14 protein-coding genes and 1 pseudogene are annotated in these 22,118 nt (G+C 39.0%); 10 read left to right on the forward strand and 5 right to left on the reverse strand.

Annotated elements, in window-relative coordinates; translation table 11 throughout:
- The first annotated feature begins 21 nt into the window (after positions 1-21).
- Positions 22-7,683 carry a PA14 domain-containing protein gene (locus AACX33_RS22575; protein WP_227789267.1) on the forward strand — a complete coding sequence of 2,554 codons (7,662 nt, stop codon included), beginning with the start codon at positions 22-24 and terminating at the stop codon, positions 7,681-7,683.
- Between the two features lie 101 nt (positions 7,684-7,784).
- On the opposite strand, the pseudogene AACX33_RS22580 reads toward AACX33_RS22575, so the two are convergent.
- Together AACX33_RS22580 and AACX33_RS22585 are read right to left on the reverse strand one after the other, a co-directional pair.
- Positions 7,785-7,968: pseudogene (locus AACX33_RS22580) on the reverse strand (hypothetical protein); the annotation flags it as partial.
- A gap of 283 nt (positions 7,969-8,251) precedes the next feature.
- A complete protein-coding gene (locus AACX33_RS22585) occupies positions 8,252-8,461 on the reverse strand; it encodes a hypothetical protein (RefSeq protein WP_193999248.1) in 210 nt (69 codons plus the stop codon).
- A gap of 446 nt (positions 8,462-8,907) precedes the next feature.
- Here AACX33_RS22585 and AACX33_RS22590 point away from each other — a divergent pair, with 446 nt between their 5' ends.
- The 3 genes from AACX33_RS22590 to AACX33_RS22600 all read left to right on the forward strand — a co-directional run bounded on the left by AACX33_RS22590 (position 8,908) and on the right by AACX33_RS22600 (position 13,268).
- Positions 8,908-12,393 carry a YncE family protein gene (locus tag AACX33_RS22590; RefSeq protein ID WP_193999246.1) on the forward strand — a complete coding sequence of 1,162 codons (3,486 nt, stop codon included), beginning with the start codon at positions 8,908-8,910 and terminating at the stop codon, positions 12,391-12,393.
- Between the two features lie 247 nt (positions 12,394-12,640).
- Positions 12,641-12,859 (forward strand): hypothetical protein, encoded by a 219-nt coding sequence (locus tag AACX33_RS22595; RefSeq protein ID WP_193999245.1) that lies wholly within the window; start codon positions 12,641-12,643, stop codon positions 12,857-12,859.
- Positions 12,852-13,268 carry a putative toxin-antitoxin system toxin component, PIN family gene (locus AACX33_RS22600; protein WP_193999243.1) on the forward strand — a complete coding sequence of 139 codons (417 nt, stop codon included), beginning with the start codon at positions 12,852-12,854 and terminating at the stop codon, positions 13,266-13,268. The genes AACX33_RS22595 and AACX33_RS22600 overlap by 8 nt, the downstream gene beginning before the upstream one ends.
- 352 nt (positions 13,269-13,620) lie before the next feature.
- Here AACX33_RS22600 and AACX33_RS22605 read toward each other — a convergent pair whose 3' ends face one another.
- The gene (locus AACX33_RS22605; protein WP_265338671.1) at positions 13,621-13,749 is read right to left on the reverse strand and encodes a hypothetical protein; all 129 of its coding nucleotides are present in this window, start codon (positions 13,747-13,749) and stop codon (positions 13,621-13,623) included.
- A gap of 89 nt (positions 13,750-13,838) precedes the next feature.
- On the opposite strand from AACX33_RS22605, the gene AACX33_RS22610 reads away from it, so the two are divergent.
- Both AACX33_RS22610 and AACX33_RS22615 read left to right on the forward strand, forming a co-directional pair.
- Entirely contained in the window at positions 13,839-14,078 is a 240-nt protein-coding gene (locus AACX33_RS22610) for a UPF0175 family protein (protein ID WP_193999241.1), read from the forward strand.
- A gap of 2 nt (positions 14,079-14,080) precedes the next feature.
- A complete protein-coding gene (locus AACX33_RS22615; protein WP_193999239.1) occupies positions 14,081-14,569 on the forward strand; it encodes a DUF3368 domain-containing protein in 489 nt (162 codons plus the stop codon).
- Positions 14,570-14,611: 42 nt separating this feature from the next.
- Here the strand turns inward: AACX33_RS22615 and nifJ are convergent, their stop codons facing one another.
- Complete coding sequence (gene nifJ, locus AACX33_RS22620; RefSeq protein ID WP_193999237.1) at positions 14,612-18,250, reverse strand: pyruvate:ferredoxin (flavodoxin) oxidoreductase; 3,639 nt, start codon at positions 18,248-18,250, stop codon at positions 14,612-14,614.
- Positions 18,251-18,498: 248 nt separating this feature from the next.
- Positions 18,499-18,939 (reverse strand): YidH family protein, encoded by a 441-nt coding sequence (locus AACX33_RS22625; RefSeq protein WP_193999235.1) that lies wholly within the window; start codon positions 18,937-18,939, stop codon positions 18,499-18,501.
- 106 nt (positions 18,940-19,045) lie between these two features.
- On the opposite strand from AACX33_RS22625, the gene AACX33_RS22630 reads away from it, so the two are divergent.
- The 4 genes from AACX33_RS22630 to AACX33_RS22645 all read left to right on the forward strand — a co-directional run bounded on the left by AACX33_RS22630 (position 19,046) and on the right by AACX33_RS22645 (position 22,108).
- Positions 19,046-19,339: a hypothetical protein gene (locus AACX33_RS22630; protein ID WP_193999233.1), complete on the forward strand. Its 294-nt coding sequence runs from the start codon at positions 19,046-19,048 to the stop codon at positions 19,337-19,339.
- A gap of 3 nt (positions 19,340-19,342) precedes the next feature.
- Positions 19,343-19,747, forward strand: coding sequence for a type II toxin-antitoxin system VapC family toxin (locus tag AACX33_RS22635; RefSeq protein WP_193999230.1), 405 nt, complete (start codon positions 19,343-19,345; stop codon positions 19,745-19,747).
- Between the two features lie 61 nt (positions 19,748-19,808).
- Complete coding sequence (locus AACX33_RS22640) at positions 19,809-20,549, forward strand: cytochrome c biogenesis protein CcdA (RefSeq protein WP_193999228.1); 741 nt, start codon at positions 19,809-19,811, stop codon at positions 20,547-20,549.
- A gap of 185 nt (positions 20,550-20,734) precedes the next feature.
- Complete coding sequence (locus AACX33_RS22645) at positions 20,735-22,108, forward strand: cytochrome c biogenesis protein (protein WP_193999225.1); 1,374 nt, start codon at positions 20,735-20,737, stop codon at positions 22,106-22,108.
- The last annotated feature ends 10 nt before the right edge of the window (positions 22,109-22,118 follow it).

Consider the following 22,118-nt stretch of genomic DNA (forward strand, 5'->3'; position numbering starts at 1 on the left):
CTTTTTGCTAATCCCATTGCCATGACAGATACGCTGGCTTTTAATGGTCAACAAGCCAATATCATTGTTGGGGACTTCAATGGCGATGGGAAAGATGATCTAATTCGCCAAGAGTTTGGTAGTTCGGCTGATGGCTATCGGGATACAGAAGTTTATTTATCTAATGGGGATGGAACTTTTGCTAATCCTCTACCCATGACAGATATGGCTGCGTTTAATGGTCAACAAGCCAGAATTATTGTTGGGGACTTCAATGGTGATGCTAAAGATGATCTAATTCGCCAAGAGTTTGGTAGTTTGGTTGATGGCTATCGGGATACAGAAATTTATTTATCCAATGGGGATGGAACTTTTGGTCTTCCTCTACCCATGACAGATATGGCTTCGTTTAATGGTCAGTACACCAATATCATTGTTGGGGACTTCAATGCTGATGCTAAAGATGATCTAATTCGCCAAGAGTTCGGTGGTTGGATTGATGGTAGTCGGGATACAGAAGTTTATCTAGCTGGAGAATTATTGCTGGGCGAAGGCAAATATAAAGCGGAATACTACCATAATATTTCTCTAAGCGGTACTCCATATTTAATCACTTTTGAAGACGGTCTTAATTTTAATTGGGGGGATGGTAGTCCTGCTGATGGGATAAATAATGACAATTTCTCAATTCGCTGGACAGGAACGAATTATTTTGAAGGTGGACTTTACAACTTTATCAGTCAAGCTGATGATGGTGTCCGCATCTTTATTCACGGGGTAAAAGTCATTGATAGATGGGTAGATCAGCCTTATTTGCGTAATGATGCTTACGTCAATATTCCACCGGGATATCATGAGGTTGTAGTTGAATATTTTGAGCGTGCTGGTAGTGCTGCTCATAACTTAAATTGGGATCAGCTTTTAGCTACAAGCGATTGGACAGGGGGAATACTACCCGTTGGTTATGACGGTAGTGCAGTTCACAGTACTTATGTCAATACTTTCCAAAGAAATGATGAAGCTACTTTATTAGGAGCGCCAATCAATAAAGTCCATCCTTGGGAAAACGGGTATACTCAAGACTTTGACGGTGGTGCAGATGGTCGTGGTGCTATTATGAAATCCAATGCCAATGACAATTCCTATTGGGTTGGCGGTGAAGTTTGGCAAAAATTCTTAGATTTAGGTGGCGCAAAATCTTTAGGCTATCCTACAACCGATTACATAGATATTAATGGTGGTTTAAATAATCTCGACAATGGTGGGGGTATTGTTCAACATTTTTCCGGAAATGAAGGCATTCCTAGCAAGATTTGGTTATCTAAACATGGCGCACATCCAACTTGGGGTGCAATTGCTGGTAAATATGAAGCTTTAGACGCTACAAATAGCTTTTTAGGATTCCCTACCAGTCGCGAAATTGGTATTGGGGGAGACCGGATAGTTCAGAACTTTGTCGGTGGGACAATTTTATACAAATTTGGTCAACCAACAGTTGCTTACAGTACAGACTTTTGGAATAAATATCAAGAAGCTCAAGCTTGGGATGGACTCTTAGGTTACGCCACTTCAGAAGCCTTTAATACCAAAGATGGACAACGGCAAAACTTCCAAGGTGGAGCAATTCTCAAGTCCGACGCAGGGATATTTACTATTTATGGTGGTATAGGTGCAAAATATATCAGTTTAGGGGCTGAGAATAGTTTCTTGGGATTCCCGACTAGTGGCGAAACTGGTATTGGTGACGGTTGGATTATTCAAAGTTTCCAAGGTGGCGACATTCTTTATAAAGAGGGTCAGCCTACTGTTGTTTATGATTCAAATGCCATTAATAGCTTACCGCCAGGTAGTGGAAACGGTAGCACTTCTCCTTGGGTTGTCCAATACTGGAATAACCAAAATATGATAGGTAATCCTATTTTTACACGGGCTGATGAGCCTGGAGAAATACGCTTTGCCGCAGGTGCCGGCGCACCACCTGATACTACAGGTATAAAAGAAGATAATTTTTCTATCCGATGGACAACAAATAGCTCTTTTGACGGCGGACTATACAACTTTATCAGTAGCGCTGATGATGGAGTGAGAGTTTATATTGATGGTGTGAAAGTAATTGACAAATGGGCAGCAATTGAACCTGGGTCACGACAAGATGGTTATATTCTCATTCCTCAAGGAAAGCATCAAATTATCGTTGAATATTTTGAACAAGAAGGGAATGCAGCACTACACTTCAAATGGGAAAATTCCAACTTAGTAAATAATTGGACAGGTGCGTTACTGCCAGTAGGATATGATGGTGGTTCAGTTCATAGTACTTATGTCAATACCTATCAACGTAATGGTGACATTTCCGAATTAGGTTATCCCCTCAATAACGTCCATCCTTGGGAAAACGGGTATACTCAAGACTTTGATGGTGGTGCAGATGGTCGTGGTGCTATTATGAAATCCAATGCCAATGACAATTCCTATTGGGTTGGCGGTGAAGTTTGGCAAAAATTCTTAGATTTAGGTGCCGCAAAATCTTTAGGCTATCCTACAACCGATTACATAGATATTAATGGTGGTTTAAATAATCTCGACAATGGTGGGGGTATTGTTCAACATTTTTCCGGAAATGAAGGCATTCCTACCAAGATTTGGTTATCTAAACATGGCGCACATCCAACTTGGGGTGCAATTGCTGGTAAATATGAAGCTTTAGACGCTACAAATAGCTTTTTAGGATTCCCTACCAGTCGCGAAATTGGTATTGGGGGAGACCGGATAGTTCAGAACTTTGTCGGTGGGACAATTTTATACAAATTTGGTCAACCAACAGTTGCTTACAGTACAGACTTTTGGAATAAATATCAAGAAGCCAAAGCTTGGGATGGACTCTTAGGTTACGCCACTTCAGAAGCCTTTAATACCAAAGATGGACAACGGCAAAACTTCCAAGGTGGAGCAATTCTCAAGTCCGACGCAGGGATATTTACTATTTATGGTGGTATAGGTGCAAAATATATCAGTTTAGGGGCTGAGAATAGTTTCTTGGGATTCCCTATCACTAGCGAAGTTGGTATTGGTGACGGTTGGATTATTCAACATTTCCAAGGTGGCGAGATTCTTTATAAAGAGGGTCAGCCTACTGTTGCTTATGATTCAAATGCCATTAATAGCTTACCTCCAGATAGTGGCAATGGTAGCACTTCTCCTTGGGTTGTCCAATACTGGAATAACCAAAATATGATAGGTAATCCTATTTTTACACGGGCTGATGACCCTGGAGAAATACGCTTTGCCGCAGGTGCGGGCGCACCACCTGATACTAGAGGTATAAAAGAAGACAATATTTCCATCAGATGGGTAACAAACAGCTTTTTTGAGGGTGGTATCTATAACTTTATTAGTCAAGCTGATGACGGAATTAGAGTCTATGTGAATGATGTAAAAATTATTGATAAATGGCAGGAGCAAAGCTTTGTTACTAATACTCAACCTGTGTTTGTCAAACCTGGATATAACACAGTTAGAGTTGAATATTTTGAAAATCTGGGTAATGCAATTAATACTCTACGCTGGGAGGAATTACATTCTTTAGATGAATGGATTGGCGAGTTTTACAATAATCGAAATTTAGCAGGTAATGCCGTTGGTTATACCAGTGCGGGAACAGGTTTCTTAGATAAAAACTGGGGTTTAGGTCGTGAGCCGGGTATACCTATTGGTAATGACAATTTCTCGGATAGATGGACAACAATACCCTATTTTCAAGCCGGAGCTTATGAATTTGTTAACACATCTGATGATGGTGTCAGGTTGTGGATTAATGATAAATTGGTTTTAGATCAATGGTATGATCAGCCTTCTGTAACTAGTAAAGCGATTGTTTCTTTAAATGAAGGATATCACAAAATTCGTCTAGAACATTTTGAAAATACTGGTGCAGCCGTCACACAATTATTTTGGGAAGAAACCGGAATTGAACCAAATTTATTTTTCCAACCAATAGAAGGTTCAGCAATAGATCAAATAGATGCTTCTGACTATCTAGAAGAACCTTGGGTAGGTGAGTATTTTAATAACCGAAGTTTAGCTGGTGCGCCAGTCTTTACCCGCATGGATGGTGCAGGTACTAGTGGTAAAGATTTGAATTTTGATTGGGGTTTGGATAGTCCTGATAGTCGAATTAACAGTGATGATTTTTCTGCCCGTTGGACAACTAATTCATATTTACAAGGAGCGGGAAATTATACTTTCAGTGTCACGGGTGATGACGGTGTTCGCTTATATATTAATGGTGTGAAAATTCTTGATAAATGGCAAGCTCAACCTTTTATCACTAATTCTGCAACTATCAATTTAGGTGAGGGTTTACATCAAATCCAACTGGAATATTTTGAGCTTGGTGGTAATGCTGCGGTTAATTTAGACTGGGTTTTGAATAGTTCAAAATTAACCTACGAACCTGCTACTGAAATTTCCAGCACATTAAATGAGACTAAAGTCAATCCCACGTTTAAATCTGCTTATGATGCGGCGGTTAACACATTGTCAGCCAGTGTGGTTGGTGTTCCCCTTAACACTATTCGCACAGAAGAAAAAGGAGTACCAATTGGCAAAATTCAAGAATTTTTAGGGACTCAGGGTAAATTTGCCCTGCTGCAAGAAATTGGTAGTCCTAATATTACCTATGCTTGGGGTAAAATTTTAGATGCTTATCAACAATTTGGGAGTGCAGCAGTTTTAGGTTATCCGGTTGCTTCCCAAAAAGATTTAGGTAATGGGGCTTATGAATTAGCATTACCTAATGGTAAGTTCTTCTTTGCACCGGGAATGAGTAACCCGACTTACTATGAATATGTCAATGGTAGTTTAACCATTCCGGCGGATAGTTGGAAGGCTGAATTATTTAATAATACAACTTGGTCAGGAAATCCAGTTTTTGTCAGTGGTTCTATTAACCCGAATCAATATTGGGGTGCAAATAGTCCCGCACCTGGTGTAAATGCAGATAATTTCTCTGTGCGTTGGACTAGTCAAAAGCCTTTTGATAGAGGAACTTATCGCTTTACTGGTACACATGATGATGATTTTCAAGTCACAGTTAATGGTCAAAGTCCGATTAACAGAACAGGTGTAGGTTTTGAAATTCAAGGATATGGAACATTTACCCAAGCTAGTCAATATCTTGTAGAAGCTAAATTCGTTGAATATGGTGGCTTGGCTGCTGTCAATTTGAGTTATGACAAAGCTTCTGATTATATTGTGGGATTAGATAGCAATAATAACCCCCATCAAAAAATACTGGATACTTTCTGGGAACAAGGTGGTTATGACCGTGTTGGTGTTCCTGTAAATGATGTTAAGACTTGGTTTGGATTTGATCTGGTTCAAGACTTTAAGGGCGGTGCTAATGGTGATGGCATCATCATCAGGCAAGATATCAATAGTGAAGCGTATTACGTATATGGAGATATTTGGCGGGTTTACCTTGAAAATCAGAATGTTCCTTTAGGTTATCCTACTAGCAATGTTTTTGATGATGGACATGGTAATATAGCCCAGAATTTTGGAGATCGCCGCATTACTCGCCGAGGGAATGGGGAAACTTTTATTGGTGGTTATGTCAATGGATACCGTCTGGATGGTGAGTTTTTCTGGGTTTGGAATCAATATAAACTTGGTACACCTACTTCAAATGTTCAAACCCATTCCAGTGGTGCAAAATTCCACTATTTTAATCATCCAACGTTAGGGACTGTTTCAGCTGTCCAGAGTCAGTATGGTACTTTCCCGCTTTGGGGTGGTATTCGTGATTACTATGTCAATAAAGCTGGAGGATTAGGGGGAGTTTTAGGTGCGCCTAAGAGTACGGAGTATAGCTGGGATGGAAAAACTCGCCAAGATTTTGCTGGTGGTTACATTCTTTGGAATGGTTCAGCGATAGGTTATAAGCCAGATGGTTCACTGTTATTCCCACCTCCTAATTCTGGTAATGGAAATAATCCTGGTTCAGGACCAGGAATTACTTATGATCAGTATCTCTATCTTCTCTATAGAGATAATATAGGGAACAAAATTAATCAAACTTACGAAGAACATGGTGATGCTATTGATTCTGAAGATGGAGATCCAGATGGCAAGGTTTATGCTTTAGCCGGTGGTCAAGTTAAGTTCATTGGCAAGGATCAATTTGGAGGAAATTATATTCAGATATGGAATTCACAATTACAAAGGAATTTCTTCTATGTTCACTTTAGTAATTTTAATTCTAGTTTGAAAGTCAATCAAAAGATAGAACAAGGACATTTTCTGGGAATTGAAGGAAGTACAGGTAAATCAACTGGTGTTCATACTCATGTTCATGTGACTACTCCAAATGGAACTAGAGAAAATCCTTTAATTACTCTTGGTACTCTTCAAAATCAGGTAACATCTAGCCCCAATACTCCACCAGTAGAACCAGAGTCTCCACCTCTAAATAACGTTAATGATCAAGCTGGTAATACTTTAAACCTAGCTCGTTGGCTAGGGACTTTAGCTGATAACAATAATTATAACTATAGAGATTGGGTTGGTAAAACTGATACTAATGACTATTACAAGTTTCAATTAGAAGAACGCAGTGCATTTACTGTTTGGCTTGATGATCCCTCCAAAAATAATCCATACGCAGATATAGAACTTATCAACAGCAATAATCAAGTTATTCGTTCATCCTTGTTTAATAATGTTGATGCTGTTGATGAATATCTCGATGCAGGGACTTATTATATTCGTGTGTTACCCAGCTTTAATAATGCAGAAACTTACTATAACCTTAATTTAGCAGTTAAGCATACTTGGGGAAGGATAGGCATATCTAAGAAAGGTGATATTCGTCGAGGAGGACTTGAACGTATTGATGGTTCAGCTTGGATTACCAACAACACTACATGGATAATTAGCCACGGAATGGATAGTAGTCCTAGTGCAGATAATATTAATAAACTAGCTTTAGCTATTGATGGTTATCAAACTGGAGATCAAGTATTTGTTTTAAATTGGAGTGAAGCTGCTAAGAGTGGAAACTTTCCTGTTGGACTCCTTTCGCCCTTCCCGAATGTTGGAATTGGAGCATCATGGATCGAAGCTGCTGCTAAATTTGCAACCAATAAACTAATATCTTGGGGAATTTCAGCAAAAAATATTAATCTTGCTGGTCATAGTCTAGGCTCTTACGTTTCTTATGAAATTGCTAAAGAAATTTCTAAAGAAGGAAAAATCGACAACATATCAAAATTAATTGCTTTAGATCCGGCCAGACAAGTTATTGGTGGATATGAAACTAAAGATATTGAGTTTTCAGACTATACAGATTGGTCATGGGGATTTTATGGTAGTTTACTCGGTTCTGATACCAAAGCTAAAACAGCAGACGAATCATTTAAGTTTGATTTTGGTGAAAGAGATCCGGAAAAGCATCATGGTGCTGTTGTTAATGCTTTTGCAAATATGCTTGAAAAAAATAATAAGGGAACAGCAGGAAAAGTTAGTTCTTTATTTGCACTTAATCGAATGAATAATTATAACAAACCTTGGAAAACACATAATGGTTTTGAAGCTGTATTATATCCTAAAGAACAAAGTAACGGTGAATGGATGCCAGATCGTCTGGAATATTATAAAGGAGGATGGGATGGAGCATGGAACTGGCCTGATATTTATGAAATCTAAATCGTTTGTTAACTACTATTCCTGAAATCAATCGCGATCGCCTTTCTGGATGTAGAGTGAGAGCGCGATCGCTTGGAATAGATGAGTTTAAGTATGTCTAATTACCGATTAGCCAAATATTGATACATCTGCCAACGGGCGTTAACTTCAGCTTGGGCTTGTTCTAGCAGATGTTTAGCAACTTCGGGCTTACTCTTCGTCAACATCTTGAAGCGATTTTCTTGATACATCGATTGTTCTACTGATTGTGTAGGCGATTCGCATATTCAATTGCCAAGAATTTTTCCTGCTTCTGCTTTAGCAATCCTCAATCATCAGTCCTGCGGGTGATCTGCACTAACCGAAATTGTAGAGACATAGAAGTGCTACATCTCTACACTGGATTATATTTTCACCATTAGGGAACACCAGAAAATAAATTATCCCATCTTGTAGAATGGGTATTCTGCCATTGGTGATTAGTAGGCAAAATACCAGCACCACAAGAAATTTAGGGATATTTTTTTATTTCTCGGTCCCTTACGGAGTTTCTAGGGTTGGCGAACTTAAAATTAACCCTCATCAAAAATCAGTATCCACCGCCTTTGCCATATCCGCCTTTGCCATATTTCCGGGGGTAGTAGAAGCCACAACCTTTGACGGGGTATCTCTTAGGACAATAGTCATAGTCATCGTCATAGCCATACCTGCCTCTTCCCCGTTGTCCCCCGGAGATCAGCTGTTGTTCGTCTGTAGATAATTCTACAATCAGCTCAGATTGAATCGATTGTACTGACATAATCGTTTACCTCACTTACAACATTAGGCGATCGCTACCTAATCACCTAAATATAAGTAGTGGTTATTATTAATTCACAATCCATAAGGTATAACCTATACTCTATCTGGGGTGGGGTAAATTTTTCAACGCAGAGCGCTATTGTTTGGCAAGATACCAGAACTGATTACATCTGTCATCAACTAGCAGAAGACGTTGGTATAGATTGTTTTCGGGCTATAACAGGTTTACCAATCGCTACTTACTCCATCGCGTTTTGCGTGAAAGCAGGCCAGTAAAAAAACAGGATCTTGGTCAAAAAGATAGAGAAAAAACAAGGAAATTTACTGGTCTGTGGCGTTCCAACTTGGTATTTATGGGAAAACCACCACAATATTCAGTTTTAGGAATAAAAGAAGATTATCTGCGGGAATTGCAGCACACCAAAAAATAGGACAAATAAGTCTATGGAACTTAAGCTAGGTAAAGTTTATATCCAAGATTATGTAGTCAATGAATTAAGCAAGCTTTACACTCTAGATTTAGCCACAGGTAAAGCTAGTTTAGTTGGCGAGATAGTTACAGAAGTATCTGACATTGCTTTTCTAGGGAATGAACTATACGGACTAGATGCAGAAGGCGATAAAACAACATTAATCAAAATAGACTTCAATACAGGGGATGCAGTCTCAATTGGTAATATTGGCTTTGCCACAGTAGGTTTAGCATACAATCACCAGCGTCAGACACTGTACGCTACAACTGCTAAACAACTGATTACCATTGATATCAAAACCGGAAAAGGTAAGCCAGACTTCACAGTCGCCGATAAAGACCACAACTGCGGTGAAGTTGCTTTTGATGCAGAGGGTAAAGCTTACATAACATTGATTGGTTACGACAAGAAGAAGTTCTTAGCAACCTGCAACCTAGATACAGGCAAGGTCAATATTATTGGTGATATAGGCTTTCCCGATGTTGCCAGTATTGAATTTGTAGATGGAATACTATATGGAGTCACAGGCAATTTCTTCCAATTAGGTAAAGATGGTCAGTTAATCCGGATAGATATCAAAACCGGTAAAGGAACCTTAATAGCCATGACTGATCCTATCGGTCGTTGGGCAGGTATGGCTATTTATGCACATAAAACAGCAGGAGTAAGCGTAACTACTTCAAAATTAAAACCAGGCAAAAAATCAGAAAATATCAAGGTTTCTCAAGTATCCCAAGTCACTAAATCTAGCAAAAAAGAGGAATTGATGAGTACTTTAACAATCGATACAAAAACAAATTGTTATGTTATTGATGCTAGTCAAATGAATCATTTGCAAGATCAAGTTGCAAGTGCTTTTACCTTTCAAAAAGGTACTTTTGAAATCAGAATTACTGGAGGTCAGTATACCTATAGTAAGACAAGAACCACAGGAGAGCCTTTTGTTTTACTATGGATATACGGCGATAACAACACTACTTTTATCAACAAAAATACAGGGTTTGAAGTAGGTGCTACCTGGACAACTTTAAATGGATATAACGATAAATTGACAATAGAAGTCAAAGAAAGAACAGTTCTTAATGCCTTGTTCTTCGATTTTAGCAATGAAGATAATGGCGGTTCAATTGACTTGTTAATTACCAGCACTAAGCCATTTTTTAATCCTGTAAGTTTAACAGTAGATAGTAAAAATAATTGTTATTTACTAGATGAACACTATTTATCTAGTATTAGCCAATCAGGAAATAACCTCATTGAATTGAACCCTGGTAATTATCGAATTAAAATTCGTGAAGGTAATGCCAGTTATTGGTCAGATAACAAAAAATTTGATGTAGAACCTTGGGCTATTATTTTAGTCAAAGGCGGCAAATTTATTACAAAACTGACTGGTATTGAAGTTGAAGAAACTTGGGTTTCGTTAAACGGTTTCAAAGATGAAGTAGTTTTAGAAATCAAAGAAAAAACTACATTAACCGGGTTATTTATTGATACCTACAAAGAAGATAATGAAGGAGAAATTATTTTGGCAATAGAGCCAGTACAGGCAGCCGAAATAACTGAAAGATATCAACAGCAAGGAACAACTGTTATCAACGAATCTCGCACCAGTGTCACTGCTCAGAATGTCAGCAGTAGTCAAAGTAGTAGTCAAAGTAGTAGTGCATCTACCCAAACTAGTGTAGCAGCATTTCAAAATAGTGGTACTTCTACACAATTCACCTTCCGTCTTAATGAAGAAGAATTTAAGAAAAAGTGGGAGGAACAGTTACAGCAGATTAATGCTTCTATCAAAGTAGTAGATAAAGCCGATGTCGCTCTAGAAGCTAAGTACTGGGATCAACTGGAACAATGGTTGCTGAAAAACTACGAAAAGCACTTCAAGAACCTATCTGTAGAAGTTGCGAAAGTTAGATTTTCAATGGATGCTTATCAACAGCAAATAGAGTTTAGCTTAAACCAGCATCTACAAGGTTGGTCTAGTTATCTAGAGCGGATGCTGGAAGAGAAGATTAACGTTGAAATATCAACTAGAGTTAACCAGCAAATTACCCAATACGTAGACCAAATCTTTGAACAAAGAGTACGTAACGTTGTTGTTAATCGTCAAGAAATTAGCCAAATTGTCAATCAGCAAATTGATAGCATATTTGAGCAAAATATCCGCAACAACATTGGTTTCCTGACTCAGAATATCATCAATAACAACACTGAGCTAAATCAGTATGTGAGTCAGCAAATCGGACAAAACTTTGAGCAGAACATTCGTAACAACATCAATCTGCTAACCCAAAGCATCGTCAATAACAATACTGAGCTAAATCAGTATGTTGACCAGAAGATTGATCAGAGCTTTGATCAAAATATCCAAAATCACATTCAAGTGATTACCCAAAACATCATCAATAATAACGAAGTCTTCAACCAATACTTTGAGCAACACTTAGAACAGGTTGTTAACAACAACACAGAAGTTAATCACAATATTGTAAATATCGTCGCCAACAGTACTGAAATTAACGACAAACTAGAACACATCCGTAATGAATGGAAACAATCATTCATCGGTTTAGTGTCAGAGCGAGTTAATGAATTGATTAACGTTTTTGGTGAAAGAGAGGAATTTAACCAACTAATTACTCAGAAAATTACTGAGAATAATACAGCAATTAATGAGTACGTAAGTCAGCAAATTGATCATACCTACGAACAAAAATTGCACAGCTATGTCACTCTCATAACTCAAAATATTATCAACAATAACGAGACATTAAATCAGTACGTTGACCAACGCTTACAGACTAATGTAACCAACAACAATATTGTCATTCAGCAAATCTTTAATAATGAGCAAATGACTCAGAAGATTCAAAACCTCTTGGTTGAGAATTCCCAAATTCATCAAAAGATTGAAAATGTTGTCATCAACAGTGCGGAAATTAACAACAAGATTCTCAACTTCGTTGTGAACAGTAATGAAATCAACAACAAGATTAGTAATGTCTACAAAGATATAGATGTTAAAGTTGATAACCTCCGCAATGAGTGGAATCAATCATTTATCACCTTGGTAGGACAATATGTTGATGAACTGATTAATATCATCGGCGATCGCGAGTCATTTAACCTGCGAGTTGCTAACATGATTAACATCAAGGTGGATGAACTGCTCAACCAAATATTGAGAATCAGAAACGAACTAACTGTAATCATTAACAACTCTGATAGACATCTTTATGAGTGGACTTTAGGCGAACTCATGGCTATCAAAGGATGCTTAACAGATCGACAAACTTTAGTAGAACAGTTAGTTACTTTCAGTTCTGAACTAAGAACCAAGTTAGATAGTACTGTTTGTGTAGATATCAACACCTTCCAGCCGTTCAAACCACTTTCAGCGAATCCTGCTCAATTTGCTCCCATGCAACCGCCGCAGTTACCAGAAACAAAATAATTAGATAGATTCAAGATTCAGGATACAAATTAAATTTTCCCTACTCTCGATTAACTAAAGAGAGTGGGGATTTTATTTATAGCGTTTCTCTCTTGAGTGAGGTTTGTAACTTCCTCACAATCTACAATCTGTTGCCAACGTGCATCTACTTCGGCTTGGGCTTCGCTCTTCCTGTAATACAATCACTACTCTTGGATGTGTTGAATGCTATAATTAAGCAAATGTAATTTATTTTTCCTATCAAAATATGGAAACAATTGCAATTCAAGTTGATGCTGAAGTAGCCAAAGCTTATCAAGAAGCAGAACCACAAAAACAGCAAAAAATTCAAACTATTGTTAACGATTTGCTCAAATTAATTATTCAAGATAAATCCCTAGACGACATTATTGAAGAAATGCAAGAACAAGCTAAAGTCAGGGGATTGACTCAAGAAATTTTAGATGAAATTCTTCAGAATGGATGAATTACGGTTTGTTATCGATACAAACATTTTAGTTAGTGCCATCTTGATTAAGTCATCTATTCCAGATATGGCATTTAAAAAAGCCAAAAGCTTAGGAATAATTTTGTTTTCAAATGCGACTTTTCAAGAAATACAAGAAATTTTCAATCGTTCAAAATTAGATAAATATATTTCTATGAGTATTCGTACTCAATTTTTAGCTAAATTCAAATTTGAATCAGAAGAAATTGAAATAAATCAGATCATCAAAGAGTGTAGAGATCCAAAAGATGACAAATTTCTTGAGGTTGCTATTAATGGTAATGCAACTCATATCATTACAGGAGATAAAGATTTATTAGAACTTCATCCCTTTAGAGGAGTTGATATTATTACAGCTACGCAATTTTTAGAAATTTTTTCAGATTGATCATAAAATGTGATTGCTAATTAGGTAAAGTCTGTTTTCTCGCTAATTAAATTAACCCCGCAAACCCACAAAATTGAAGCTAAAACTTTCCTCTCTGCTTGCGGGTTAGAGTATCAATTTTTTGGTATGATTGAATAATTATGCCAATAGTTAGCAATACCTCACCTCTTACTAATTTAGCTGCTATGGGCAAATTTCATTTATTATACAATTTTATGCATAATTTAAGAAAAAACGAACCACAGAGACACAGAGGACACGGAGTTAAAGAGTTTGAGAGATGATAATAAAAATCCCCTCGTTGCGGAGAGGGGCTGGGGGTGGAGTATCAATTTTCATCACCCATTAAATATTACCGTTTTGCCAAATATTGATACATCTGCCAACGTGCATCTACTTCGGCTTGGGCTTGTTCTAAGAGACATTTAGCAACTTCCGGCTTACTCTTCGTCAACATTTTGAAACGATTTTCTTGATACATTGATTGTTCTACTGATTGTGTAGGCGATTCGCATATCCAATTGCCGAGGCATTATAATTGTTTTAGTCTCTATTTATGGGAAAATAACCATGAGTTTAGTCATTTCTGATGAGATTGTGCAAGCAAGTGGATTATCAGAACAAGAATTAATGTTAGAATTGATTATTCTGTTATTCCAAAAAAATAATATTAGTATTGGTAAAGCATCGCAACTGGCTCAAATGCCTTTATTGCAATTTCAAAATGAATTAGCTCAGAGAAATATTACTATTCATTATGATGAAAGTGACTTGGAAGTTGATTTACAAAATTTGGGTATGATTGAATAATTATGCCAATAGTTAGCAATACCTCACCTATTACTAATTTAGCTGCTATAGGCAAACTTGATTTATTAGAACAACTTTATGGAAAAATTATTATCCCATCAGCAGTTTTTCAAGAATTAACCGCATGGGGAGATTCTATACCAGGAGCTAAAGAAGTCAAGACATTGAATTGGATTCAAGTTCAACCAATAAATGATAATAGTTTAGTAGAATCATTAAAAACTAAATTAGATCCAGGTGAGTCTTCAGCAATCACTTTAGCCTTAGAATTAAACGCAGAGTGGTTGATTATCGATGAACAACTAGGCAGAAAAATAGCAGTTGGATACGGCTTAAAAATTACTGGGATTTTAGGTATTTTGATTGAGGCAAAACGTCAGGGATTAATTCCATTAGTCAAACCCAGCCTTGATGATTTAATCCATACAGCTAAATTTTGGGTTAATCCGTCTCTCTACAATCGTATTTTATCAATTGTTGGAGAATCATGAATTATTATAGGTAATAGGTAAAAACCCATTACCCATTAAATATTACTTTTGTGCAAAATATTGATACATCTGCCAACGTGCATCCACCTCAGCTTGCGCTTGTGCTAACAGATGTTTAGCAACTTCCGGCTTACTCTTAGTCAACATCTTGAAGCGATTTTCTTGATACATCGATTGTTCTACTGTTTGCGTAGGCGATCGCATATCCAATTGCAAAGGATTTTTACCTTGATTTTGTAACTCTGGATTATGGCGATACAACAACCAACGTCCTGATTCTACCAGAGATTGCTGATGTTTCATGCCTGTAGTCATGTTGATACCGTGGGCGATGCAGTGGCTGTAAGCAATAATCAATGAAGGTCCATCAAAAGCCTCAGCTTCCAAAAATGCCTTCAGGGTATGTTCATCTTTTGCACCCAAAGCTACACTGGCTACGTAAACATTTCCGTAGGTCATAGCCATTAAACCTAAATCTTTCTTGGGTGCGGGTTTACCACTAGCGGCAAATTTCGCCACTGCTGCTTTGGGTGTGGCTTTGGATGATTGACCGCCCGTATTAGAATATACTTCTGTATCCATGACTAAGATATTCACATTGCGACCACTGGCTATTACATGGTCAATACCGCCAAAGTCAATATCATACGCCCAGCCGTCACCACCGACAATCCAGACGCTTTTCTTCACTAAATAATCAGCAATCGATTTTAAATTTTGGATTTGGGATTTTAGATTGGGTTCAGAAGTGAGTATTTTATCTAACTGTTGTTTGAGTAATTTTACCCTTTCCCGTTGTTCCCAGATATCGGCTTCAGATTTTTGTTCAGCATTCAGGATAGATTTTACCAACTCATCAGAAATATCCCCACTCCCTACTCCCCACTCCCTACTCCCCAATGTTTGCAATAATTCCGCCGCAAACTCAGCTTGTTTATCCAGGGATAAACGATAGCCAAAACCAAATTCGGCGTTATCTTCAAATAAACTATTTGACCATGCGGGACCTCTTCCTTCGGTGTTGGTTGTCCAAGGGGTGGTGGGGAGGTTACCGCCATAAATTGAAGAACAACCTGTCGCATTGGCAATGACAGAGCGATCGCCAAATAATTGTGTTAATAATTTTAAGTAAGGTGTCTCTCCACAACCAGCACAAGCACCGGAAAATTCAAATAATGGTTCTTGCAGTTGTTGTTGGCGAATTTGGTTGAGTTTTAACTGTCGTCGGTCAGGATTGGGTAAACTCAAGAAGAAATCCCAGTTTTGGCGTTCTTGTTCCCGCAAAGGTAGCTGCTGCGCCATGTTAATGGCTTTCTGCGAAGGCTGAGATTTATTTTTAGCCGGGCAAATATCTACACAGATAGCGCATCCTGTACAATCTTCTGGGGCGACTTGAATCGTAAATTTTTGATTGCTAAAACTCTTATCTTTGGTATTAACTGATTTAAAGCTAGTCGGTGCATTGATTAACTCATCTGGTTGATAAGCCTTAGCGCGGATAGCAGCGTGGGGACAAACCATGACGCACTTACCACACTGAACGCAGACATCCGGTTCCCATACAGGTATCTCTTCTGCAACATTACGTTTTTCCCATTTCGCTGTCCCTGTGGGAAATGTGCCATCGGCTGGTAATGCACTCACGGGTAAATCATCACCATGCCATACCATAATTTCACTGAGGACATCCCGCACAAATTCCGGCGCACTATCTAATAGTTGTGACTTTTGACTTTTGACTTTTGACTTTTGACTTGTTTGTGGGATGTCTACTTTATGCAAGTTAGTCAGGGTGTTGTCTACTGCTTGCAAGTTTTTCTGGACAACTTCTGCACCTTTCTTACCGTAAGTCTTTTCAATGGCTTTTTTAATTTTGGTAATTGCTTCTGCTTGCGGTAAAACACCTGCTAAAGCGAAAAAGCACACCTGCATAATAGTGTTAATTCTGCCACCCATACCACTTTCACGGGCGACTTGGTTAGCATTAATTACAAAGAATTTCAGTTTTTTCTCGATAATTTGTTGCTGTACTTTTGGGGGTAAATATTCCCAGACGGTATCCGCATCATGAGGACTATTTAACAGTAAAGTGGCCCCAGAAATCGCCGCTTTCAAAATATCTATGCGTTCTAGAAATCCCCAATGATGACAACCAATAAAGTTAGCTTGATTAATCAGGTAAGTTGAACGAATTGGCTGGGGACCGAAGCGCAGGTGAGAGACTGTCATTGAACCAGATTTTTTGGAGTCGTAGACAAAGTAACCTTGGGCGTAATTGTCGGTTTCTTCGCCAATAATTTTAATCGAGTTTTTATTAGCACCCACTGTCCCATCGGAACCTAACCCATAGAACATTGCCCGAATTACGTTATCTGGTTCGGTGGAAAAGTTGGGGTCAAAGCTGAGGGATGTGTGAGTAATGTCGTCATTAATACCGATAGTAAAGTGATTTCGCGGTTGTGCTTGGGCAAGATGATTAAAGATGCTTTTTACCATTGCTGGGGTGAATTCCTTGGAGGAAAGACCATAACGCCCACCAACAACCGATTTTAGATTTTGGATTTTGGATAGCGCAGCGTTAGCGAGTCCGCGTTCGCGCAGCGTCTCGTAGAGAGCGTCTTTTGGATTTGCTTCATGAATAGCAGCGACTACATCTAAATACAAGGGTTCGCCGATGCTTCCTGGTTCTTTGGTGCGGTCAAGAACGGCGATCGCCTGTACACTGTTTGGTAAGACTGCAATAAATCTTTCTACGTCAAAGGGGCGATAGAGTCGCACTTTCACCACTCCCACCTTTTCCCCTTGGGTGTTGAGATAATCGACTGTTTCGTGGACGGTTTCACAGCCGGAACCCATGAGAATAATCACCCTTTCGGCATCAGTAGCGCCGTGGTATTCATAGATTTGGTAATGTCTCCCTGTAATTTCCCCAAATTCATCCATGAGGCGTTGGACTATGGCGGGAGTGGCGTTGTAGTAGGAGTTAGCCGCTTCACGTCCTTGGAAGTAAACATCAGGATTTTGGGCTGTTCCCCGCAAGAGGGGACGGTCTGGAGTGAGGGCGCGATCGCGATGAGCTAAAATTAGATTTTCATTGATAAGCGATCGCAATTGATCATCCGACAATAACTTGATTTTTTGGACTTCATGTGATGTTCTAAAGCCATCAAAGAAGTGCATAAATGATACACGAGTTTCTAGAGTAGCAGCTTGGGAAATCAGCGCAAAATCATGGCTTTCCTGGACTGAAGCGGAACACAGCAACGCAAACCCTGTAGCACGGGATGCCATGACATCACTATGATCACCGAAAATCGATAAGGCGTGAGTAGCTAGAGAACGGGCGGCGACATGAACCACGGCGCTAGTTAGTTCACCGGCGATTTTGTAGAGGTTGGGAATCATCAACAATAACCCCTGGGACGCTGTGAAGGTGGTACTCAGGGAACCGGTTTGTAATGCGCCATGTACCGCAGCAGCAGCGCCTCCTTCACTTTGCATCTGGACAACGCTGGGTATTGTATTCCACAGGTTGGGCTGATTTGCGGCTGACCAAGTATCTGCCCATTCACCCATTGCTGAAGAGGGGGTGATAGGATATATGGCAATTACTTCATTTAATTTGTAAGCAACACGGGCGACAGCTTCATTCCCGTCAATGGTTGCAAAGGTTTTGTTCATGTTTTTTGTGTCTTTGTTTGTAGCGGTCGCGTGGTGGGAATAAAATTAAATATATTAATTAGTAGGCAGTTTTTATATATTATGTCTGGGAAGTATTTCTATCTATTTAATATTAGTTATGTACTCATTATTTATCGGCTTTTGTTGATGCGGGTTTGAGGTGTTTTTTTCTGGTTTATGGGGTGGGGGGATGAGTGTTTTTTAAACGCAGAGGTTCGCCAAGGTAAGCGCAGAGGTTCGCTGAAGGTTTAATCAAAATGGCGCGACTGTGGTTGGTTGGGTGTGGAGGAGGGAGACGGAGAAACTGTATTTCGCAACAAGAGTAAAGGAAGACTGAGAATACCGAGAATTATCACGACTCCGGTCATAATCCATACGGGTAAACGGTGCGGTCGATAATCGGCGCGTTCAATTTCCCAGAATACTTGATTGTACCGCCATGCTGCTAGGGCGATCGCTACAATCCCAAAGACTACAAACACAATCCCCAAGTTTTCGGAATTAAATATGGGGTTGACAGAAGGCTCTTGTTGTGTAATGGCAACATTTAATTGTCGCATAAATAAACCGAATCGCGCGATCGCAAAACCAAAACCAATCAATGAGATGGATGTACGTAGCCATGCTAAAAAAGTTCGCTCGTTGGCTTGATGTTCCCGTTGACGGTCAATTTTGGGGATTCTACTCATAATTAAACAGCAGTTTCACGACAATAGTCAAATTAGCATAAACCTCAAAAATACCAATTTTTGCTAAAATGGTATATTATCACTTCAAAAAATATGGAGTAGAAATATGCAAGATATCTCTTTTCAAACAGAACCAGCCTTTAAACGCATTTCCGCAATTGTAGAACATTTGATTGCTAATAACAGTTGGTATCAGGAAAGATTAGATAAAGAGCAGATAACTAATTATATTTTTGCCCTGTTTAGTGAAGCCGATACATCACCAGATATAGACCAAATTAATCAGGAGGATTTGACTAAGAGAATTAATAGTATTTTAGTTCTCCATGCTGTGGGAGGAATGCTAAATGATTTAACACCGGAAGAAATGGCAATATTTGATGAAGCCGTAGGTAGATAAAAGATGAATTATCTCCTAGATACTAACATTGTGTCTGCTATTTTAAAAAATAATCCCAAAGTCATCAAACCGCTAGATAACATACGTATTCGAGGTGAAAAAGTTTTCATGAGCGGCATGACTTACTATGAGATTGAAAGGGGACTTTTAGCGATAAAAGCTAGTAGAAAGTTAGTTGATTTCGAGAAGTTATGCAATGACTACCCTGTTTTACTATTAGATGATATGGCTATTTTCAAAAAAGCCACTGAGATTCATGCTGATTTAAAAATCAGAGGTTTGCCAATCCAAGATGCAGATGTATTTATAGCAGCTACAGCTATGATTCATAATCTTATTTTAGTTTCTCATGATTCGGATTTATTAAGAATACCTAATTTAAAATTAGAGGATTGGTTGCAAGGTTAAATATCAACCCAAAATAAGCTAGAATGTTAATATAAAAAGCATTTGCCGCTTAAAAATTCCCATGCTGGAGACTCTACAAACACGACTCTACGAACTAGAACAATTTGCCAACACCCTAGTATCTAACCAACTAACGCACCTCAGCTTACTCAGTATTGGCATTATTTTTACAGCCGGCTTACTCACCAGTCTTACCCCTTGTATGCTGTCCATGCTACCAATTACCATTGGTTACATCGGGGGTTATGAAGCGAAAGGTCGTCTCCAAGCAGCCGCACAGTCTACATGGTTTGCTTTAGGTTTAGCAACTACTCTCGCAGGGCTGGGAATTATAGCAGCTTTCGTAGGAAAAGTCTATGGTCAAGTGGGAATCGGCTTACCAATTATCGTCAGTATTATCGCTATTCTCATGGGGTTGAATTTATTAGAAGCCCTACCTATACAATTTCCCTCCCTGGGCGAAACTAATTGGATTTCGCAAGATTTACCGCCGGGTGTGCGTTCTTATTCCTTGGGGTTAACTTTTGGCTTGGTCGCATCTCCTTGTAGCACGCCTGTTTTAGCTAGTTTACTGGGTTGGGTTGCGAGTACACAAGATTTAATTCTCGGCGCTATTTTGTTACTATCCTACACAGCAGGGTATGTAGCACCATTGATTTTAGCGGGTACTTTTACGGCTTCGATTAAAAAGCTGCTGGAACTGCGACGGTGGTCTGGTTGGATAAATCCAGTTAGCGGTGTGCTATTAGTCGCATTTGGTGTATTTTCTTTAATTTCTCGATTTCCCTTGGGAAGTTTTTAACAATACTTCAGGACTTACGCAAAAATCCTCTCAAACCCTTATTCCTCTGTGTCCTCTGCGTCTCTGTGGTTCGTTATTCCGTAATTTGTGCGTAAGTCCTATACTTCCTTAGTGTTACAAGTCCCCAAATTCATCTGTTGAATAAATCTAAAATCTAAAATCCAAAATCTAAAATCCAAAATTGTATGACTGTAGAAAATTCCGCGTCCACAGAATTAAATTGGTGGTTAATACCAGGGCGATTTTTACGCAGGGAGATTTTACCTGTACTGACTAATTTACGACTAGCGATCGCACTCTTACTAATCATCGCTGTTTTTAGCATCAGTGGCACGGTCATTGAGCAAGGTCAGTCACCTGCATATTATCAGTCTAACTACCCCGAAAGTCCAGCATTATTTGGTTTCCTGACTTGGAAGGTAATTCAAGTCATTGGGTTAGACCATGTATATCGCACTTGGTGGTTTCTCGGTTTACTAATTTTATTTGGTACGAGTCTCACAGCTTGTACATTCACCCGTCAGTTACCAGCCTTAAAGACCGCCCGGCGTTGGAAATATTACGAAGAACCCCGAAAATTCCAAAAATTAGCCTTGAGTGCAGAACTAGATACCGGTTCTCTCAATTCTCTAAACAAAATCTTACAAAATCGCCGTTATAAAATCTTTCAAGAACCAGAAAAAGAAAATATTCTCTACGCGCGGAAGGGATTAGTTGGACGTATCGGTCCCATAATTGTCCATGTGGGGATTGTAACTATCCTGCTGGGGGGAATTCTCGGCGCGATGACTGGTTTTATGGCTCAAGAAATGATATCTAGTGGTGATACATTTCAAGTCAAGAATATTATAGATGCTGGTCCCTGGGCAAATTTCCAAATCCTCAAAGATTGGTCTGTGCGTGTGAATCGTTTTTGGATTGATTACACTCCCACTGGTGGAATCGACCAATTTTATTCAGATATGTCTGTCTTGGATAAACAGGGAGAGGAAGTTGACCATAAAAAGATTTTCGTTAACCAACCTTTGCGCTATAATGGCGTAACTTTTTATCAAACTGATTGGGGAATCTCCGCAGTTCGCATCCAATTTAATAATAGTCCCATATTTCAGTTACCAATGGCGGCATTAGACACCAATGGTAAAGGACGACTTTGGGGAAGTTGGATTCCCACCAAACCAGATTTGAGTGAAGGCGTTTCTGTCATTGCCAAAGACTTGCAAGGAATGGTATTAATATATGATTCCGCCGGGAAGTTAGTAGACACAGTACGCACTGGAATGTCAGCCAAAGTCAATGGCGTGAATCTGAAAATTGTCGATGTTCTGGGAAGCACTGGCTTACAAATCAAATCTGATCCTGGTATTCCGATGGTTTATACAGGATTTGCTTTATTAATGTTAGGCGCAACCATGAGTTATTTCTCTCACTCGCAAATTTGGGCATTAAAAACAGGCGATCGCTTGTATATTGGTGGTAAGACTAACCGCGCCCAAGTTGCTTTTGAACAAGAAGTTTTAGAGATTTTAGATGGTTTGAGTTCTCAAGCTGGAGTTTAACGCCAAGGTT

Source organism: Nodularia sp. LEGE 04288 (genome assembly GCF_963896525.1).
Classification (GTDB): Bacteria; Cyanobacteriota; Cyanobacteriia; order Cyanobacteriales; family Nostocaceae; genus Nodularia.

Excerpts from the sequence above, each read along its gene's own strand:
- AACX33_RS22575 (WP_227789267.1), top strand. The coding sequence starts at position 22 with ATGACAGATACGCTGGCTTTTAATGGTCAACAAGCCAATATCATTGTT.
- AACX33_RS22585 (WP_193999248.1), bottom strand. The coding sequence starts at position 8,461 with ATGTCAGTACAATCGATTCAATCTGAGCTGATTGTAGAATTATCTACA.
- AACX33_RS22590 (WP_193999246.1), top strand. The coding sequence starts at position 8,908 with ATGGAACTTAAGCTAGGTAAAGTTTATATCCAAGATTATGTAGTCAAT.
- AACX33_RS22595 (WP_193999245.1), top strand. The coding sequence starts at position 12,641 with ATGGAAACAATTGCAATTCAAGTTGATGCTGAAGTAGCCAAAGCTTAT.
- AACX33_RS22600 (WP_193999243.1), top strand. The coding sequence starts at position 12,852 with ATGGATGAATTACGGTTTGTTATCGATACAAACATTTTAGTTAGTGCC.
- AACX33_RS22605 (WP_265338671.1), bottom strand. The coding sequence starts at position 13,749 with ATGTATCAAGAAAATCGTTTCAAAATGTTGACGAAGAGTAAGCCGGAA.
- AACX33_RS22610 (WP_193999241.1), top strand. The coding sequence starts at position 13,839 with ATGAGTTTAGTCATTTCTGATGAGATTGTGCAAGCAAGTGGATTATCA.
- AACX33_RS22615 (WP_193999239.1), top strand. The coding sequence starts at position 14,081 with ATGCCAATAGTTAGCAATACCTCACCTATTACTAATTTAGCTGCTATA.
- nifJ (WP_193999237.1), bottom strand. The coding sequence starts at position 18,250 with ATGAACAAAACCTTTGCAACCATTGACGGGAATGAAGCTGTCGCCCGT.
- AACX33_RS22625 (WP_193999235.1), bottom strand. The coding sequence starts at position 18,939 with ATGAGTAGAATCCCCAAAATTGACCGTCAACGGGAACATCAAGCCAAC.
- AACX33_RS22630 (WP_193999233.1), top strand. The coding sequence starts at position 19,046 with ATGCAAGATATCTCTTTTCAAACAGAACCAGCCTTTAAACGCATTTCC.
- AACX33_RS22635 (WP_193999230.1), top strand. The coding sequence starts at position 19,343 with ATGAATTATCTCCTAGATACTAACATTGTGTCTGCTATTTTAAAAAAT.
- AACX33_RS22640 (WP_193999228.1), top strand. The coding sequence starts at position 19,809 with ATGCTGGAGACTCTACAAACACGACTCTACGAACTAGAACAATTTGCC.
- AACX33_RS22645 (WP_193999225.1), top strand. The coding sequence starts at position 20,735 with ATGACTGTAGAAAATTCCGCGTCCACAGAATTAAATTGGTGGTTAATA.